The sequence below is a fragment of the Dactylosporangium sp. NPDC005572 genome, assembly GCF_040605515.1.
Taxonomy (GTDB): domain Bacteria; phylum Actinomycetota; class Actinomycetes; order Mycobacteriales; family Micromonosporaceae; genus Dactylosporangium.
The window spans coordinates 54745-70620 of sequence record NZ_JBEXCY010000023.1; the positions used below are offsets into that span (position 1 = coordinate 54745).

The window sequence follows — 15876 nt, forward strand, 5'->3', positions numbered from 1 at the left end:
AGGTTGTGTCGAAGAGGTCCGGCTCCGACGGCGACGACGTCGTCCTGCTCGCCGTGCCGGCGTCGCCCGCGTATCTCGGCGTGCTGCGCACGGCCACCGCGGGCCTGGCCGCGCGGCTCCAGTTCACGCTGGACGAGATCGAAGACCTGCGGATCGCGGTGGACGAGGCCTGCGCGATGCTGCTCGCGGTCGCGAGCGACACCCCCCAGCTGGGTGACACGGTCGAGCTGTCCTGCCGCTTCACGGTCACCCCCGACGCGCTCACGGTGGAGACGACGGTGCCCCTGGGCTCACCCGACGAGCGCCTGCCGGGCGGCGAGTCCTTCGCCTGGCAGGTGCTGAGCGCGCTCGCCGACGAGGTCTCGGCCACGGTCGACGGGCACCAGGCGAGCATCCGCCTGACCAAGCGCCGCCCGACGCCCTAGAGGTTGTCCACCCCCGGGACCGGCTCGTTGCGGTGCTCGGTGGGGAGCTCCTCCGGCCGGACGTGGTCGATGTGCTCCCGGGCGATCAACATGGCCCGGTCCACGTCCCCGTCCCGGATGGCCGCCAGCAGGGCGCGGTGGTCGCGGTCGATCTCGCGCCACATCGGCAGCGGGGCCGCGGCCTCCACCGTCCGCCGGTCGGCGACCGTGTAGAGCGGCCGCACCACCAGCCCCAGCAGCGCGTTGCCGGACGCCGCCGCCACCGCCAGGTGGAACGCGGCGTGCGCCTCGATGCGGCGGTCCAGATCGTCGCGGTCCGGGTCGATCATCGCCCGCTCGATCTCGGCCAGGTGGTGCGGCTGGCGCCGGGCGGCGGCCAGGCCGGCCGCCGGCACCTCCAGCATCCGGCGTACCTCCAGGAACTCGTCTCCCCGCACGGCCCCGCTGGCGAGCAGCAGGCCGACGCCGTCGGACAGCGAGTCGCCGAGCGCCAGCGCGTCGGGCTCGGCGACGAAGCTGCCGCCGTTGACCCCGCGCGTGGTGACGATGAGGTGCTGGCTGCTGAGCAGGCGGAGGGCCTCGCGCACCGTCGAGCGGCTCAGGCCCGACCGCTCGCACAGCTGCGGCTCGGTGGGCAGGCGCTGGCCGGGGCGCAGCTGGCCGGACATGATCTCGTCGCGGATGCGGTCGGCGAGAAGCTGATATGCGGGAGCGACCGTCACGACCACCGAGCGTAGAACACGCGGCGATTCCGCGGGCTCATCTGACGCCCAGGGCGACCCGAGTCGACGGCGCGAAGAGCAGGATGGCCCCGGCCAGGCCGAGAACGAACAGCGGGGCGCCGACAAGCGGCTGACCGTGGGTGAGCATGGTCCAGCCGATCGGCATCTGGAGCATCTGTACGACGATGCCCGGCCCGCGCGCCCACCGCTTGCGGCGGTGCAGCGCGATGCCCACGCCGATGAAGATTGCGGCCATGAGCGCGACGTAGCCCGTCGAGGACAGCGCCATCTCGATCGCGGCGAATTCGGCGGTCACGTCCCAGTACACGAACAGGAGCGTCAGCGCGGCGAGCCCGGCGCCCTCCAGAAGGAGCAGCCGGACCGCCCACCGCAGGGTCGCCGGGGTCTGCTCGTCGTTCACTGAGGCAATCCTTCCTGGTGGAGGTCCGTGTTACCCCCGACCTTATCGCGCGCCGAAAGGGGTACAGTGCGGCCCATGCGCGCGCTGCTGGTGGTCAACCCCAATGCGACGACCACCACCGAACGCGGCCGGGACATCCTCGTTCGGGCCCTGCGGAGTCAGGTCAAGCTCGACGTCGCGTACACGCAGCGCCGGGGCCACGCTGCCGACCTGGCGCGGGAGGCCGCCCGCGACGGCATGGACCTCGTGGTGACCCTGGGCGGCGACGGTACCGTGAACGAGGCCGTCAACGGCCTGATGACCTTCGACTCGGGACCGGCGGCGCAGCGCGCGCAGGAGCGCCCGGCACTCGCCGTGGTGCCCGGCGGCTCCACCAACGTCTTCGCCCGCGCCCTGGGGCTGCCGAGCGACTGGGCGGAGGGCACCGGCGCGATCCTGGAGGCGCTGCGCGACCGCCGCGAACGGATCATCGGCCTCGGCCGGGCGGACGACCGCTACTTCACCTTCTGCGCGGGTCTGGGGATCGACGCGGAAGTGGTACGGCGGGTGGACCGGGCCCGCCGCAAGGGTTCGACGTCGACGCCGTGGCTGTACTTCCGGGCGACCATGGCGCAGTTCGCCGCCACGAATCGCCGTGTTCCGCTGCTGACCCTCGAGCTTCCCGGCGAACCGGCGCAGACCGGGCTAACGTGGATGCTGGTGCAGAACACCGCACCGTGGACATACATCGGCGAACGGCCGGTGGATCCGAATCCGCGCGCCTCGTTCGACACGGGGCTGGATGTGCTGGGCCTTCGGGAACTTCAGGTTGCGAGCACCACACGCACTGTGGCGCAAATCCTGTCGAACCGCTACGAACCGAAGGGAAAGCAGGTCCTGCGGCTGCACGATCTGCCCGGCTTCACGCTGACGGCAGCCAGGCCGATCGCTTTCCAGGTCGACGGAGAGTACATCGGAGAGTGCGACAAGTTGGATTTCGCGTCCGTCGCGGGGGCGTTACGCGTAGTGTGTTGAGTCACCCCCCGGCGCCCGACCACCGAAGGGGGAGAAAGTTGCAGAGAGTCGCGAGAGAGACACCGCGACCGCATCTCCGAAAGCCCTTCGGTCGTTGACCGAGCAGTACTACATTGGTCACTGACTGTTGCGATCCAGGGTTACCAGTCGCCATAAAATCGGACAAACAGTGCGTGAGCTTGCTCACCGACTTGGATTTTTTTGGTTTGGACCCCTTGACATCGCGGTAGTTCGTGAAAGCATTCACAAGCGAAACGACCACTGAGCGTTGCCCGCACACGTGTAACGGATCTTCAGGCTCCGCCTAGCCGAACCGTCACACGAGATGCATATAGGGAATCACCAACAACGATCCGCGAAAAAAACAAGGAGTGTTGCCGCCATGTCGGACTGGCGCCACCATGCCCTCTGCCGCGACGAGGACCCGGAGCTGTTCTTCCCCATTGGGACTTCCGGCCCCGCGTTGCTGCAGGTTGAGCAGGCGAAGGCAGTCTGCCAGCGCTGCTCCGTGACCAGCGAGTGCCTCCAGTGGGCCCTCGACTCCGGTCAGGATGCAGGCGTCTGGGGCGGAATGAGCGAGGACGAGCGCCGCTTGATGAAGCGTCGCGGTGGCCTCCGGGTCCGCGCTCACTCCGCATAAGACCCTTCTAGACGAACCGCCCCGGCCGGGAACACCCGGCCGGGGCGTTTTGCGTCCGCGGGTTACCGACGCACCGCGCGGCGCCATGATCGTGGGAAGTATCTGGCTGCCAGAACAGCCGAATGTTTCCCACGATCATGGAAGTGCCGACTCGTGTTCGGACGCATTGCATTCGGCCGCCCACACTGAGCCAAACCCAACCCGCTCCCACGCACGACAATGCGCGCGACCACGCACGCCGCTCCACAGCATTGCGTCACCACGCATACCGCCGTTGTGCATATTTGCCATCCCACTCCCCGCACAAAACCACACCGCGTCACCACGCAATGTCGCTCCGCCGCATCGCACCACCACACATACCGCCGTGGCGGGGTGCGGAGCAGCGGGCAGCGCGACAGCTCTGCGGAGAGCAGCGCGCGGCCGGCGGGCGCGGCGCGAGTAGGTGGAACCGCCGTCCAGGGTGCGTGACCGGGGGTGCGGGAAGGGAGCGCCGCCAGGGCGGGTGCCGTTGCCGGCGCCCGCCCCGGAGCTGGGCGTCAGTCGAAGAGTTCGCCGAAGAAGCTGTCGCGGTGGTGGCGCTTGTGGCGCTTGTGGTGGCCGTAGTGGCCGTAGCCGTGGGAGCTGTAACCGTGGGAACCGTGTGAAGGCTGGTGCGTGTAGGGCTGCTGCGGATACGCCGGCGGGGGCGTCGCCGCCTGGCGGTTGGCGTTCCAGGCCTGCTCGGCGTTCATCAGGCGCTCCAGCTCGCCCCGGTCGAGGAAGATGCCCCGGCACTCCAGGCACTGGTCGACCGTGACGCCACTCCGCTCGTACTGTCGCATCTCGCCACGGCACTTCGGGCATGTCATCTGCATGTTTATACGGTAACCGTCACGCACCACGTGCGGGTGTCAGGCCGCCGTGCGCATTTGGGCCGCGTAGCCGATCCGGGAGGCCACCAGGCGGGCCAGGTCCAGGTTGTCGCCCAGGGTCGGGGACGCCGGGGACAGCGCGCCCGCTGACAGCGCCGACGCCACAGCGTGCTCGTGCAGGCGGCCCGGGGCCAGGAAGTACGACGAGATCGCGATCCGGGCGCAGCCGGCCGACCGCAGCGCGGAGACCGCGACGGCGGGCGTCACCGGGGAGCCGGACGCGAAACCCGCGCGGCACGGTACACCCAGCAGCGCGCCCAGCGCCGACGCCGCCACGTCCACCGAGTGGCGGGCCAGGTCGTCGCGGGTGCCCGCCGCCACCAGGACGACGCCGTCGTGGCCCACCGCGGGCAGGTTGCGGCGCAGGGCCGACAGGAGCAGCGGCGGGACGTGGCCGCCCGTCGGGCCGAGCACGTCCGTGACGGACAGGTCCATGCGCAGGCCGTCGGCGCGGGCCTCGTCGAGGACGGCCGGCAGGTCGACGCGGCCGTGGTACGCGGAAGTCAGCAGCAGCGGCACGACGACGGCCGAGCGGTGGCCGAGCCGCTCGAACTCGACCAGCACGCGGCCCGGGCGCGGGCCGGCGTGGTCGAGGAAGGAGCTGCGGACGTCAAGGCCGGGCCGCTGGGCGGCGACGGCGCGGGCCAGGGCCCGCGTGGTCGACGCCGCCCGCGGATCGGACGAGCCGTGCGCGACGAGCAGAACAGCGGACGTCATCCGGCGTGGAGACCGCACTCGGTCTTGTCGAACATCGGCCAGCGCCCGCCGCGCGGGTCGCCGCCCGGAGGGGTCCGCCGGGTGCACGGCCAGCAGCCGACCGACGCGTAGCCCTGGCGCATCAGCGCGTTCACCGGGACGTTGTAGCGGGAGATGTACGCGTCGACGTCGGCCTGGCTCCACTGGGCCAGCGGCGACACCTTGATCTTGCCGCGGGCCTGCTCGAAGCTCACGATCGGCGTGTTGGCGCGGCTCGGCGACTCGTCGCGGCGCAGGCCGGCGGCCCAGGCGTCGTAGTCGTCCAGCGCCCGCTCCAGCGGCTCGATCTTGCGCAGGAAGCAGCACTCGTCGGGGTCGCGGGCGTACAGCCGCGGGCCGAACTCGGCGTCCTGCTCGGCGACGGTCTGCCGCGGGCGGATCGAGCGCACGGTCACCGGCAGCGTCCGCTGGACGACCTCGCGGACGCGCAGCGTCTCGGCGAAGTGCAGGCCCGTGTCGAGGAAGATCACCGGCACGCCGGGCACGACCTTCGACACCACGTGGGCGAGCACCGCGTCGGCGAACGAGCTGGTCACACAGAAGCGGTCACCGAACTCGCCGGCGGCCCACTCGACGATCTTCTCCGCGGGCTGGTTCTCCAGACGCGCCGACGCGTCCTTGGCCAGCGCCATCATCTCGTCTCGGGAACGGGTACTACTGGCTGTGGCTGTGCTCATCGCTTGGCCTCCAACGCCGATGCCGCCAATCCCAGGTACTTCAAGCTGAAGACGCGCGCGCAGCTGCGGCACTCCCACGCGCCGTGAACGTCCTCGTGTGGCCGGAGGTCCTCGTCGCCGCAGTACGGGCAGTGCAGCGGCGCCATACGCTCGCTCATCGGAGCTCCTCCTCCGGCGCGCGCATCACCCAGCGGGCGAAGGACTCGCCGGCCTCGCGACCGGCCAGGTAGTGCTGAGCGACCCGCTCGACGTAGGCGGGCAGGTCGGCGGCGGTGGTCTTGAGACCGCGCAGCTTCCGGCCGAAGCCGGCCGTCTGCCCGGCCGCCATGCCGAGGCCGCCGCCCAGGTGGATCTGGAAGCCCTCGACCATCTCGCCGGTGGCGTCGTCGCGGACCAGCATCCCCTTGAGGCCGATGTCCGCGACCTGCGTGCGGGCGCAGGCGTTGGGGCAGCCGTTGAGGTGGATCGAGATGTCCGCATCGAGCTCGGAGACCTTGCGCTCCAGGTGCTCCACCAGCTCGGCGGCGCGGGCCTTGGTCTCGACGATCGCGAGCTTGCAGAACTCGATGCCGGTGCACGCCATGGTGCTGCGGCGCCAGGCGGACGGGCGGGGCTCGAGCCCGATCGACTGAAGCCCCTTGACCAGGGATTCGGTCCGGTCCTCGCTGACGTCGAGGACGAGGATCTTCTGGTACGGCGTGAGCCGCACGCGCCCGGACCCGTGCTCCTCCGCCAGGTCGGCGACCCGGGCGAGCTGCGTGCCGGAGCTGCGCCCGGCGAGCGGGGCGGCACCGACGAAGTACTTGCCGTCCCACTGCTTGTGGACGCCGACGTGGTCGATCGGCTTCTCCGGCAGGTCAGGCGCGGGTCCGTCGATCAGCGGGCGCTTGAGGTACTCCGTCTCCAGGACCTCGCGGAACTTGGCGGCGCCCCAGTCGGCGACCAGGAACTTCAGCCGGGCGCGGGCGCGCAGCCGGCGGTAGCCGTAGTCGCGGAAGATCTGGATGACGCCGTGCCAGACCTCGGGCACCTCGTGCAGCGGGATCCAGGCGCCGAGCCGCTGGGCGAGCATCGGGTTGGTCGAGAGGCCGCCGCCGACCCAGACGTCGAAGCCGGGGCCGTGCTCGGGGTGGATCACGCCGACGAACGAGATGTCGTTGGCCTCGTAGGGCGTGTCGGCCAGCCACGAGATCGACGACTTGAACTTGCGGGGCAGGTTCGACAGCGACGGGTCGCCGACGAACCGCTGGGTGATCTCGGTGATCGCCTCGGTCGGGTCGAGCACCTCGCTCTCGGCGACGCCGGCGATCGGGCTGCCCAGCACCACGCGCGGGGTGTCGCCGCAGGCCTCGGTGGTCGACAGGCCGACGGCCTCCAGCTCCCGCCAGATCTGCGGGACGTTCTCGATCTCGATCCAGTGCAGCTGGATGTTCTGCCGGTCGGTGACGTCGGCGGTGTCGCGGGCGAAGCGCTGCGCGATCGACGCGATCGTGCGCAGCTGGGCGAGGTCGAGCTGGCCGCCGTCGCTGCGGATGCGCAGCATGAAGTAGCGGTCGTCGAGCTCCTCCGGCTCCAGGATCGCGGTGCGGCCGCCGTCGATGCCGGGGCGGCGCTGCGTGTACAGCCCGTACCAGCGGAACCGCCCGCGCAGGTCGGCGGGGTCGATCGAGTCGAAGCCCCGGTGCGCGTAGATGTTCTCGATGCGGGCGCGGACGTTGAGCGGGTTGTCGTCCTTCTTGCTGCGCTCGTTCGGGTTGAGCGGCTCGCGGTGACCGAGGGCCCACTGGCCTTCACCACGAGGGCGCCCACCAGCGGCACCACGTCCACGGGCGGGACGGGGAGCGGGAGTGGCGTTGTCTGCCGGGACGGTGTCCACCGTCATGGCGGCGTCCTCTCAGGTTCGAGAGCACGCGACGGAGCGCCGGCCGATCTTCGGCTGAGCCGAGATGGATGACGTCGATGTCATAAAGAATTCCGGCGCGAAGTCGCGCACCCGGGAAAAAAGGTCGGGCGGCGTTCAGCAAGCCGGACAGATGGCGCTGCGCACGCGACCGTAGTCAACGTGTCGGCGGCAGACGAGCCGCAGAGAAGCAGCGTGCATGACGTGCAGTCTTCCACGCCGACCGGTCCTTACGCCACGTCGGCGTGAGGGTTCTAACAGCACGAGTTCATCGCGAGGTAACAAACAACCGACTCACTCGATAGGAATTGCGGCCCGAATTCCCCCGTTCGGACGCGGTACGACCGGGCATCGTCTCACAGTGCGGTAGGTTTCACCGTTTCGTCATCGGAACGACCATGACGGCCTCCGTCCCGCCGTCGGCCCGCCTCCGCAGCTCGATCGTGCCCCGCAGCTCGCCGGTGGCGAGGGTCCGGACGATCTGCAGCCCGAGCCGCTCGCTGGAGTCCAGGTCGAAGTCGTCGGGCAGCCCGACCCCGTTGTCGGCGACGGTCACGTGCAGCTGCTTGCGGAACCGGTGGACCGACAGGACCACCTCGGGCGGGTCCGATGGCGCGGGGTCGAACGCGTGCTCGACCGCGTTCTGCAGCAGCTCGTTGAGGACCATGACCAGCGGGGTGGCGATCTCGGCCGGCAGCACCCCGAAGTCGCCCTCGCGGCGCAGGTTGACCTTGAAGCTGGTCGCGCCGACCTCGACGGCGGCCGCGGCGACCCGGTCGACGATGCCGTCGAACTCGACCGCCTCGTCGGAGGAGTCGGACGACATCGACAGGGTCTCGTGGACCAGGGCGATGGACGCCACCCGCCGCACCGACTCCTCCAGCGCGTGCCGGGCGGCCGGCACCCCGACCCGCCGGGCCTGGAGGCGCAGCAGCGCGGCGACGGTCTGGAGGTTGTTCTTGACGCGGTGGTGGATCTCGCGGATCGTCGCGTCCTTGGTCATCAGCTGCCGGTCCCGCCGCCGTACCTCGGTGATGTCCCGCACGAGCACGAGCGCCCCGATCGGCACCCCGGCCGGGATCAGCGGCAGCGCCCGCATGAGCACGGTCGCCCCGCGCGCCTCCAGCTCCTTGCGGGCCGGCGCGTCGCCCCGCAGCGCCGAGTGCACCCGCTCGGTCGCGTCGGCGCCCTCCAGCGGGTCGTCGACCAGCCGGCCGGTCAGCTCGGCCAGGCTCTCGCCGACCAGGTGGGCGGCGAGCCCCAGCCGCCGGTACGCCGACTGAGCGTTCGGGCTGGCGTAGGTGACCTTGCCGGACGCGTCGAGGCGGACCAGCCCGTCGCCGATCCGCGGCGCGCTGGTGGTCTCGCCCGGGTGGCGCGGTGGCGGCCAGCTGCCGTCGGCGATCATCTGGGCCAGGTCGTCGGCGGTGGTCAGGTAGTTCAGCTCCAGCTGGGCGGGCGTCCGCGCGGTGCTGAGGTTGGTGTCGCGCCCGATGACGGCGATGACCTTCGCCTGGCCGCGCCGGCGCACGGGGATGGCCTCGTGGCGGGCGGGCATGTCGCCGTACCAGACCGGGTCACCCTCCCGCCAGATGCGCCCCTGGGCCCGCACGATCGCCAGGTGGGCGACCTCGGGGCCGCCGGCCCGCCGGCCGACCTGGTCGTCCTGGTAGGCCGTCGGCGCGGTCGTGGGGCGCACCTGGGCGACGCAGAGGAACTCCCCCCGGTCGCCGGTCGGCACCCACATCAGCAGGTCGGCGAAGGACAGGTCGGCCACGATCTGCCAGTCGCCGGCGAGGCGGTGCAGGTGCTCGATGTCCTCCGGGGCGAGGGAGGTGTGCTCTTCGACAAGGTCACGCAGGGTCGACACGGGAACAAGACTAAGGTTGCCGCGTGCGGCGTCTCCTGCTTCCCCTCGTATTGACGGTCTCGCTCGGTGGATGTGGCTGGGCCGGGCGGCACGACGAGACGCGCAAGCCCGACAACTTCCAGCTCCAGGGGTACGTGAGCGTCACCGGCGCGGCGAGCGGCATTCCCGCCACGCCGTGCCTGGCGCCCGCCTCCGTGCCGGACATCGTGGCCGGCGCCACCGTGCGCGCCGCCGACACCGACGGCAAGGTCCTGGCGGTCACCGCCCTGGATGGTGGCGTGCTGGCCCAGGCGTCCGACGGGTTCCGCTGCAACTTCGCGTTCCGGGTGAAGAACCTGTCCGGCAGCCGGCCGGCCTACCAGATCCTGGTGACCGACCGGCCGGCGCAGACGTTCCAGACCCGGGAGCTGACCGAGGGTAAGCCCGCGGTCATCACGGTCACAGCGTCGTCGTGACCTTCTTCAGGCCGCGCGGCGCGTCCGGGTTCTCCCCGCGGTGCAGCGCGAGGGCCAGCGCCAGGCGCTGGAGCGGCAGGATGTCGAGCAGCGGCGCGTAGCGCTCGTCGACGGCCGGCGTCGGGATGTGCGCCGCGGCGCCCGCGACGGCCTCCGGGCCCACGACGACGACGTCGGCGCGGCGCTCGCTGAGCCGCCCCACGACGTCGCGCATCGAGGTGCCGGCGGGGCCGCTGCCGACGACCGCGAGCACCGGCACGTCGGGCTGGGTCATTGCGAGCGGCCCGTGGAGCAGGTCGGCGCCGGAGAACGCCAGGCCGGCCACGTAGGAGGTCTCCATGAGCTTGAGCGCCGTCTCGCGGGCCGTCGGGTACGCGTAGCCGCGGCCGGTGGTGACCAGGCGGTCGGCGAAGCGGTACCGCGCGGCGAGGTCGGTCGCGGTGTTGTCGGCCAGCAGCTCGGCGGCCAGCCCGGGGAGCCGGCGCAGCTCGGCGGCCTCCTCGGCGGGCAGCGCGCCGCCACCCCGCACGCTCTCCACCAGCAGCAGCAGCGCGAGCAGCTCGGCCGTGTAGGTCTTGGTGGCGGCGACGGCGATCTCGTGGCCGGCGGCGACGTCCACGTGCAGCTCGGCGACGCCGGCCAGCGGCGAGTCCGGGTTGTTGGTCACCGCCAGGGTGTGCGCGCCCTGCTCCTTGGCGACCCGCAGCACCTCGTGCAGGTCGGGCGAGCCGCCGCTCTGGCTGACCCCGACGACCAGCGTGTCGCGCAGGTCGGGGCGGGCGCCGTAGACGGTCATCGCCGACGGCGAGGCGAGACCGGCGGGGATGCCGAGGCGGATCTCGGTGAGGTAGGCCGCGTAGAGGGCGGCGTGGTCCGAGGTGCCGCGGGCGGTGAAGACGACGTTGCGCGGCCGCCACTCGGCGATCTTCGCGGCGACGCCGGCGATCTGTGCGACCCGCTCGCCATCGTCGAGCAGGTGAGCGAAGACCTCGGGCTGGTCGGCGATGTCGGCCTTCATCCCGGCCCCGGGCTGCTCGGTCACGGCGGAACTCCATTTCGTCTGGTGCGCGATCCTGCGCATAGTCTCGCAGTTTCGCGCACCAGACGCCAGTTTCGGAGCCAATTTCGCGCAGACTGTGCGCGAAACTACCCTTCCTGCGCAACCAGCGTGCGCTCGGGCTCCTCCGAGCCGCGCAGCGCGACGTCCCGGACGAACAGCGCGAGGACCGGGATCAGCACGGCCGCCGCGATCGACCACAGGAACACGTTCGACACGCCGCTGGAGATCGCGTCGACGACCGCCGAGCGCACCGGCGCCGGCAGCTGTGCGAGCGTCGACGGGTCGATCGTCGCGCCGCCGCTGCCGCTGGCCAGCTGGTCGGCCGCCTGGCTGCCGAGGCGCTCGCCGAGCACGTCGTGCAGCCGGTGGTTGAAGACCGCGCCGAAGGCCGCCACGCCGAACGCACCGCCGATGGACCGGGCGAAGGTGGCGGTACTGCTGGCCACCCCGAGGTCCTTGAGCTCCACGCTGTTCTGGGCGATGAGCATCGACGTCTGCATGAGGCAGCCCATGCCCAGGCCGAGGACGGTCATGTAGACGCCCGACATGACCTTGGAGGTGTCCGAGTCGAGCTGGGCGAGCAGCACCATGGCGGCCACCATCACCACACCGCCGATGATCGGGAACGCGCGGTACCGCCCGGTCTTGGTGATGATCCGCCCGACCACCAGCGACGTGACCAGCAGGCCCGCCATCATCGGCAGCAGGAGCAGGCCGGAGTTGGTGGCCGAGGCGCCCTGGACGATCTGCTGGTACAGCGGGAGGAACGTGATCGCGCCGAACATGGCGAACCCGACGAGGAACCCGATGCCGGCGATCATCGTGAAGTTGCGGTTGGCGAAGATCGACAGCGGCAGGATCGGCTCCGGGTGGCGCCGCTCCACCACCAGGAACGCGCCCAGCGTCGCGACGGCCAGCGCGGCCAGCCCGAAGATCTGGACCGAGGCCCAGGGGTACTGGTTGCCGCCCCAGGTGGTGATCAGCACCAGCGACGTCACGCCCACGGACAGCAGCGACGCGCCGACCCAGTCGATGCGGTGCTCGGTGCGCCGCTTCGGCAGGTCGAGCCGCAGCGCGAGCAGGGCCAGCGCCGCGCCGCCCAGCGGCAGGTTCACGAAGAACGCCCAGCGCCAGTTGGCGTGGTCGGTGATGAACCCGCCCACGAGCGGGCCGCCGACCATCGCCACCGCCATGACGGCGGCGAACTGCCCCTGGTACTTGCCACGCTCGCGGGGCGGCACCAGGTCGCCGAGCACCGACATCGCGCCGACGATCAGGCCACCCGCGCCGAGGCCCTGGAACGCCCGGAACCCGATCAGCTCCGGCATGTTCTGCGCGACACCACACAGCGCCGAGCCGGCCAGGAACAGCACGATCGAGGTGAGGAACACCGTCTTGCGGCCGTAGAGGTCGCCGAGCTTGCCCCAGATCGGGGTGGAGACGGTCGTGCCCAGCACGTAGGCGGTCACCACCCAGGAGAGGTGGTCCACGCCGCCGAGCTCACCCACGATGCGCGGCATCGCCGTGCCCACGATCACGTTGTCGAGCATCGCGAGCAGCATCGCCATGAGCAGGCCGGGCAGCACGACGCGGATGGTCTTGTCGGACATCGTTCCCCGCTTACTTGTCGACCGGTTAGTTGACTTACTAGCCGTACGGTAAGCTGGCTCCTAACCGGCCGTCAAGTAGAATTGAGCGCCGATGGACGACAACGTGCGCGTGGTGCGCGGCCGCAACCGGATCCGCGTCGGTGACGAGAACACCGACGGGCCGGACGTGCGCGCCCACATCCAGCAGGTCGCCCTGGACCTGTTCATCGAGGAGGGCTACGACAAGACGTCGCTGCGGGAGATCGCCGAGAAGCTGGGCGTGACCAAGGCGGCCCTCTATTACCACTTCCCGACCAAGGAAGACATCGTCCGCAGCCTCATCGACCAGCGCATGGACGCCGTCGACGAGCTGCTGGCCTGGGCGGAGACACAGCAGCGCGACGAGCAGATGCGGCTGGAGTTCATCCGGCGCTACGCGCTGCTGCACGAGCGGCTGCCCAACGAGAACGTGGTCCGCTTCTTCGAACGCAACCAGACGCTCATCAACACGATGAACGCCGGCAAGCAGATGCGCGAGCAGATGATGCGCGTCTTCGAGTTCCTCGTCGACCCGGACGAGCCGCTCGCGCAGCAGCTGCGCCGGGCGATGGCGCTGTTCGCGATCCACGCGAGCTGGTTCATCCTGCGCGACCGGCCCGGCACCGAGCGGGAGCGGCGCGAGGCCGCCCTGGAGGTCGCGGTCGAGCTGATGAGCGGCGCCTCGTCGGTCGCGCCCGGCCTGGTGGACGTCCTAGTGCGTGAGCACCTGGAGTGGCAGCCGGAGGCCGAGCAGGCGGACGCCGGGCACGGGTGACCAGTCGAGGCTCGGGTCGCGCGCGAAGCCGAAGGTGTCGTAGAGCGCGAACGCGGCCCGGTTGATGTCGCGGGTGGAGATCACCACGGACGAGCAGCCGAGCGCGGCCGCGCGGTCGATGCACGCCCGCACGAGCCGGCGGGCGACGCCGCGCCGCTGGGCCAGCGGGTCGACGGCGAGCATCCGGAACTCGGCCTCGCCGGCGCGCGACACCTCGGCGTAGGGCGTGCCGGGCAGCACGAACGTCACGGAGCCGAGCAGCCCTTGACCGCCGGCTGCGGTGTCGGCGGCGACCAGGATCTCGGCCGCCGCCGCCCGGGCGGCCACGTCGGCGAGCACCGCCGCATAGCCGCCGGTGTCGTCGTCGAGCTGACCGTCGGCCCGGTAGGCCTCGACGGTCAGCCGCGAAACCTCCGCGAAGTCGGAGGGCTCGACGGGGCGGATCGCGATCGGCGTCACCCGATCACGGCGATCAGGTCGCCCTCCTGCACCACGTCGCCCTCGTGCACCGCGATCTGGCTGACCGTGCCCTCGGACTCGGCCACGACCGGGATCTCCATCTTCATCGACTCGAGGATCACGAGCGTGTCACCCTCGTTGACCTCGGCGCCGACCTGCGTCGTGATCTTCCAGACGTTGGCCACCATCTCGGCGCGGACTTCGTCGGCCATCCCGATCTCCTTCGTGGCGGTAGCTTGCGCCCTGCGCCCGAAGCATATCGGCACCGTTGTTAGTCCGGACGAAGCTCGCGGGCCTCGGCGTTGACGACGAGTTCGCTCAGCTTCATGCGCAGGCGCTGCTTGAGCTCGACCGGGGCCAGCTCCGAGCCGCAGCAGCGGGCCACCAGCGCCTTGACCTCCTGCTCGATACCGAACTCGCGCAGGCAGGGCGAGCACTCGTCGAGGTGCTCGCGAATCACCGCCCGGCGGTCGTCGGCGCACTCCAGGTCGAGATACAGGTACACCTCGGCGAGCACGTCACTGCAGTCGGTTTCGTGCGGGTCTCCACAGCTCATCGGTTCAGACCTCGCTCGGCTCAGCGGACGGGGTGCGGGTGAATCCCCGGTCGGCAGCATAAGCCTCGAGCGACCGGCGCAGGTTGCGCCGCCCGCGGTGCAGCCGCGACATCACGGTGCCGATGGGCGTGTTCATGATGTCGGCGATCTCCTTGTACGAGAAGCCCTCGACGTCGGCCAGGTAGACGGCCAGCCGGAACTCCTCGGGCAGCGACTGCAGCGCATCCTTCACGTCGGAGTCGGGCAGCCGGTCGAGCGCCTCGGTCTCGGCCGACCGCAGGCCACTGGACGTGTGGCTCTCGGCCTCGGCGAGCTGCCAGTCGGTGATCTCCTCGGTGGGCGCCTGCACGGGCTGCCGCTGCCGCCGCCGGTAGGAGTTGATGTAGGTGTTCGTCAGGATGCGATACAGCCAGGCCTTGAGGTTGGTGCCCGTCTCGAACTGGTGGAACGCCGCGAACGCCTTGAGGAACGTCTCCTGGACGAGATCCTCGGCGTCCGACGGGTTGCGTGTCATCCGCAGCGCGGCCGCGTACAACTGGTCGATGAACGGCAACGCGTCGCGCTCGAACCGGACGCGCTGCTGCTCCGTGCTCTCGCTGCTGACCACTCGCGCGACTCCCACCCTCGACCGTCCCGCCGAGGATACGCCGAGTTGCTGTGCGAGTTCTGTGTTTGTGGCGCCCGTCAACCGCTCCCGGGTGATGGGCTGCCAGTCCGGATCCGGCTCGGCATCGGTGACCGCCGGCCAGGCCGGGCTGAAGAGCAGCTCCCGGGTTCGCCGGTCCGAACGCTCAAGTGTCGCCACGCTGTTCGTCTTCCCTCCACCGTTCGGCGCCTTCGGCGGGCGCCGCACCCCCCTTGCAACAACGGGGACCCGGCCGTAATTCCGGTTACCGGGGCGACGATGTGGGGGCCAGCCCACCCCATTCGAGCGAGGGTGACGGGTGGGGGTGAACCGTCAGGTGAGCACGAACGGCGTGGCCAGGGCCGCCACCGCGGCGGTCCGCTTGGACAGCCCGTGGGTCTCGCCGGCCAGCACCTCGACGATCACGGTCGGGCTCCCGTCGGGCACGCCGAACGGGTCCCGGTCGCCGTTGATCACCAGCGTGGGCAGGCCGGTGCCCAGCTCCTCGGCGCGCGACTTCTCCGGCTTCCCCGGCGGGTGCAGCGGAAAGGCCAGGGCGAGGATCCGGTCGGCGCCGCCCTCCCGCGCGGTGCGGCAGGCGACCCGGGCCCCGCTCGACCGCCCGCCGACGACGAGCGTGCGCACCGGCACCCGCTCCCGCAGCGCCGCGAGCACGGCGAGCCAGGCCGCGTCGAGCTGCCCGGCGGGCGCGGGCGCGCGCCGACCGGCCACCCGGTACGGCTGGGTGACCAGCGCCACCGCTCCCCCGGCGCCCAGCACCCCGTCGCGCACGGCGACGAGGTCCTTCGCGTCGACGTCCCCGCCCGCCCCGTGCCCGAGCACCAGCAGCGTGCCGTCGAACCCGCGCGGGACGTCCAGGTCGTACCGGGCCGTCCCGAACGGCGTCTCGACCGCTTCCCGGCTGACGCTGAGCCCCCGGGCGCGCGCAAAGGCCGCCTTGGACACCCTGACGGGCCGC

20 protein-coding genes are annotated in these 15876 nt (G+C 71.1%); 5 read left to right on the forward strand and 15 right to left on the reverse strand.

What is annotated here, in order from left to right; translation table 11 throughout:
* Positions 1-5: 5 nt before the first annotated feature.
* Complete coding sequence (locus ABZS66_RS14645; RefSeq protein WP_354757620.1) at positions 6-425, forward strand: ATP-binding protein; 420 nt, start codon at positions 6-8, stop codon at positions 423-425.
* On the opposite strand, the gene ABZS66_RS14650 is transcribed toward ABZS66_RS14645, so the two are convergent.
* The gene (locus ABZS66_RS14650; RefSeq protein ID WP_354757621.1) at positions 422-1147 is read right to left on the reverse strand and encodes an FCD domain-containing protein; all 726 of its coding nucleotides are present in this window, start codon (positions 1145-1147) and stop codon (positions 422-424) included. The two genes, ABZS66_RS14645 and ABZS66_RS14650, sit on opposite strands and share 4 nt — an antisense overlap.
* 37 nt (positions 1148-1184) lie before the next feature.
* Entirely contained in the window at positions 1185-1568 is a 384-nt protein-coding gene (locus ABZS66_RS14655) for a hypothetical protein (protein WP_354757622.1), read from the reverse strand.
* Positions 1569-1643: 75 nt separating this feature from the next.
* Here ABZS66_RS14655 and ABZS66_RS14660 point away from each other — a divergent pair, with 75 nt between their 5' ends.
* Together ABZS66_RS14660 and ABZS66_RS14665 are read left to right on the forward strand one after the other, a co-directional pair.
* A complete protein-coding gene (locus tag ABZS66_RS14660; RefSeq protein ID WP_354757623.1) occupies positions 1644-2582 on the forward strand; it encodes a diacylglycerol kinase family protein in 939 nt (312 codons plus the stop codon).
* A gap of 382 nt (positions 2583-2964) precedes the next feature.
* Positions 2965-3222, forward strand: coding sequence for a WhiB family transcriptional regulator (locus tag ABZS66_RS14665; RefSeq protein WP_190257048.1), 258 nt, complete (start codon positions 2965-2967; stop codon positions 3220-3222).
* A gap of 539 nt (positions 3223-3761) precedes the next feature.
* Here ABZS66_RS14665 and ABZS66_RS14670 read toward each other — a convergent pair.
* The 6 genes from ABZS66_RS14670 to ABZS66_RS14695 form a co-directional block, all read right to left on the reverse strand.
* Positions 3762-4079: a zf-TFIIB domain-containing protein gene (locus ABZS66_RS14670; RefSeq protein WP_354757625.1), complete on the reverse strand. Its 318-nt coding sequence runs from the start codon at positions 4077-4079 to the stop codon at positions 3762-3764.
* A 36-nt stretch (positions 4080-4115) separates the two neighbouring features.
* A complete protein-coding gene (locus tag ABZS66_RS14675; protein WP_354757627.1) occupies positions 4116-4853 on the reverse strand; it encodes a CbiX/SirB N-terminal domain-containing protein in 738 nt (245 codons plus the stop codon).
* Entirely contained in the window at positions 4850-5569 is a 720-nt protein-coding gene (locus ABZS66_RS14680; RefSeq protein WP_354757629.1) for a phosphoadenylyl-sulfate reductase, read from the reverse strand. The genes ABZS66_RS14675 and ABZS66_RS14680 overlap by 4 nt, the downstream gene beginning before the upstream one ends.
* On the reverse strand, positions 5566-5727 hold the full coding sequence (locus ABZS66_RS14685; RefSeq protein ID WP_354757631.1) for a hypothetical protein: 162 nt from the start codon (positions 5725-5727) through the stop codon (positions 5566-5568). The genes ABZS66_RS14680 and ABZS66_RS14685 overlap by 4 nt, the downstream gene beginning before the upstream one ends.
* Positions 5724-7451 carry a nitrite/sulfite reductase gene (locus ABZS66_RS14690; RefSeq protein ID WP_354757633.1) on the reverse strand — a complete coding sequence of 576 codons (1728 nt, stop codon included), beginning with the start codon at positions 7449-7451 and terminating at the stop codon, positions 5724-5726. Before ABZS66_RS14690 ends, ABZS66_RS14685 begins: the two co-directional genes overlap by 4 nt.
* Before the next feature lie 391 nt (positions 7452-7842).
* The gene (locus ABZS66_RS14695; protein WP_354757635.1) at positions 7843-9339 is read right to left on the reverse strand and encodes a histidine kinase N-terminal domain-containing protein; all 1497 of its coding nucleotides are present in this window, start codon (positions 9337-9339) and stop codon (positions 7843-7845) included.
* A gap of 23 nt (positions 9340-9362) precedes the next feature.
* Between ABZS66_RS14695 and ABZS66_RS14700 the strand changes: the two genes are divergently transcribed.
* A complete protein-coding gene (locus ABZS66_RS14700; protein WP_354757637.1) occupies positions 9363-9794 on the forward strand; it encodes a hypothetical protein in 432 nt (143 codons plus the stop codon).
* Here ABZS66_RS14700 and ABZS66_RS14705 read toward each other — a convergent pair.
* Entirely contained in the window at positions 9778-10812 is a 1035-nt protein-coding gene (locus tag ABZS66_RS14705) for an SIS domain-containing protein (protein WP_354757702.1), read from the reverse strand. The genes ABZS66_RS14700 and ABZS66_RS14705 overlap by 17 nt on opposite strands.
* A 128-nt stretch (positions 10813-10940) precedes the next feature.
* Positions 10941-12464 (reverse strand): MDR family MFS transporter, encoded by a 1524-nt coding sequence (locus ABZS66_RS14710; RefSeq protein ID WP_354757639.1) that lies wholly within the window; start codon positions 12462-12464, stop codon positions 10941-10943.
* 91 nt (positions 12465-12555) lie between these two features.
* On the opposite strand from ABZS66_RS14710, the gene ABZS66_RS14715 reads away from it, so the two are divergent.
* Complete coding sequence (locus ABZS66_RS14715; protein ID WP_354757641.1) at positions 12556-13257, forward strand: helix-turn-helix domain-containing protein; 702 nt, start codon at positions 12556-12558, stop codon at positions 13255-13257.
* Here the strand turns inward: ABZS66_RS14715 and ABZS66_RS14720 are convergent.
* From ABZS66_RS14720 to ABZS66_RS14740, 5 genes are all read right to left on the reverse strand, one after another.
* The gene (locus ABZS66_RS14720; protein WP_354757643.1) at positions 13195-13716 is read right to left on the reverse strand and encodes a GNAT family N-acetyltransferase; all 522 of its coding nucleotides are present in this window, start codon (positions 13714-13716) and stop codon (positions 13195-13197) included. The genes ABZS66_RS14715 and ABZS66_RS14720 overlap by 63 nt on opposite strands.
* Positions 13713-13934, reverse strand: coding sequence for a biotin/lipoyl-binding carrier protein (locus ABZS66_RS14725; protein WP_354757704.1), 222 nt, complete (start codon positions 13932-13934; stop codon positions 13713-13715). The genes ABZS66_RS14720 and ABZS66_RS14725 overlap by 4 nt, the downstream gene beginning before the upstream one ends.
* Before the next feature lie 53 nt (positions 13935-13987).
* The gene (rsrA, locus tag ABZS66_RS14730; RefSeq protein ID WP_354757645.1) at positions 13988-14272 is read right to left on the reverse strand and encodes a mycothiol system anti-sigma-R factor; all 285 of its coding nucleotides are present in this window, start codon (positions 14270-14272) and stop codon (positions 13988-13990) included.
* Between the two features lie 4 nt (positions 14273-14276).
* Complete coding sequence (locus ABZS66_RS14735; protein ID WP_354757706.1) at positions 14277-15038, reverse strand: sigma-70 family RNA polymerase sigma factor; 762 nt, start codon at positions 15036-15038, stop codon at positions 14277-14279.
* Positions 15039-15230: 192 nt separating this feature from the next.
* Positions 15231-15863, reverse strand: coding sequence for an alpha/beta family hydrolase (locus ABZS66_RS14740; RefSeq protein WP_354757708.1), 633 nt, complete (start codon positions 15861-15863; stop codon positions 15231-15233).
* Positions 15864-15876: the final 13 nt, after the last annotated feature.

Coding starts and splice junctions, on each gene's coding strand:
- ABZS66_RS14660 (WP_354757623.1), top strand. CDS start 1,644: ATGCGCGCGCTGCTGGTGGTCAACCCCAATGCGACGACCACCACCGAA.
- ABZS66_RS14675 (WP_354757627.1), bottom strand. CDS start 4,853: ATGACGTCCGCTGTTCTGCTCGTCGCGCACGGCTCGTCCGATCCGCGG.
- ABZS66_RS14690 (WP_354757633.1), bottom strand. CDS start 7,451: ATGACGGTGGACACCGTCCCGGCAGACAACGCCACTCCCGCTCCCCGT.
- ABZS66_RS14715 (WP_354757641.1), top strand. CDS start 12,556: ATGGACGACAACGTGCGCGTGGTGCGCGGCCGCAACCGGATCCGCGTC.
- ABZS66_RS14710 (WP_354757639.1), bottom strand. CDS start 12,464: ATGTCCGACAAGACCATCCGCGTCGTGCTGCCCGGCCTGCTCATGGCG.
- ABZS66_RS14670 (WP_354757625.1), bottom strand. CDS start 4,079: ATGCAGATGACATGCCCGAAGTGCCGTGGCGAGATGCGACAGTACGAG.
- ABZS66_RS14705 (WP_354757702.1), bottom strand. CDS start 10,812: ATGAAGGCCGACATCGCCGACCAGCCCGAGGTCTTCGCTCACCTGCTC.
- ABZS66_RS14665 (WP_190257048.1), top strand. CDS start 2,965: ATGTCGGACTGGCGCCACCATGCCCTCTGCCGCGACGAGGACCCGGAG.
- ABZS66_RS14680 (WP_354757629.1), bottom strand. CDS start 5,569: ATGAGCACAGCCACAGCCAGTAGTACCCGTTCCCGAGACGAGATGATG.
- ABZS66_RS14685 (WP_354757631.1), bottom strand. CDS start 5,727: ATGAGCGAGCGTATGGCGCCGCTGCACTGCCCGTACTGCGGCGACGAG.
- rsrA (WP_354757645.1), bottom strand. CDS start 14,272: ATGAGCTGTGGAGACCCGCACGAAACCGACTGCAGTGACGTGCTCGCC.